Annotated in this window: 1 pseudogene; it reads left to right on the forward strand. The window is 47.4% G+C overall.

The window, feature by feature from the left end:
* A pseudogene (locus R7Z77_RS26625) lies at nt 1-616 on the forward strand (hypothetical protein); the annotation flags it as partial.

Genomic DNA, 616 nt, shown 5'->3' on the forward strand with positions numbered 1-616 from the left:
GAAGCGTCACGCGATCTAAACAGCGCTTATGTGGATTACCGTCGCGCTTTGGCTGTGATGCCAGATAACAAACAAGTTATTGAAAGCACGATGTACGCCGCGAAAAAGCTCGGTATGCGTGAAGATTTACGTCTGCTTGAAAAACGCTATGGCAAGGCACCGACAGGGTTAAATAACTCGCAAGGACGCGTCATTGTGATTGACGAGCAAGGTGTGGTTGAGGCTTTGCAAGGTTGGCGTATTGATTTACCTATTTTTGACAGTCGCGGCAATGGCGCAATCTACTCATTGGCACTACCTTATTATCCGAAACGTGGGGCACCACGCTTTAGTGATGTGGCTTTGAATGGAAAAACGCTGCCTTCTAGTACGTTGGCTGACGTTAATGCCATGGCTCAGAATGATTTGAATGAACGCTTAACGACAATAGTGATTCGCCAAGCCATTCGCGTTTGGGCGAAAGACCGAATCAGAAAAGAAGCAGCGAAAAAAGGCGATGACGTGGGCAATATTCTTTTCAACGTTTGGAATACGTTAACAGAACAACCAGATACTCGAAGCTGGCAAACGCTGCCAGCGCAAGTGAAGACGGCCTCACAAATTGTGAAGCCGGGTA

The organism is Vibrio sp. 1401 (assembly GCF_033340295.1).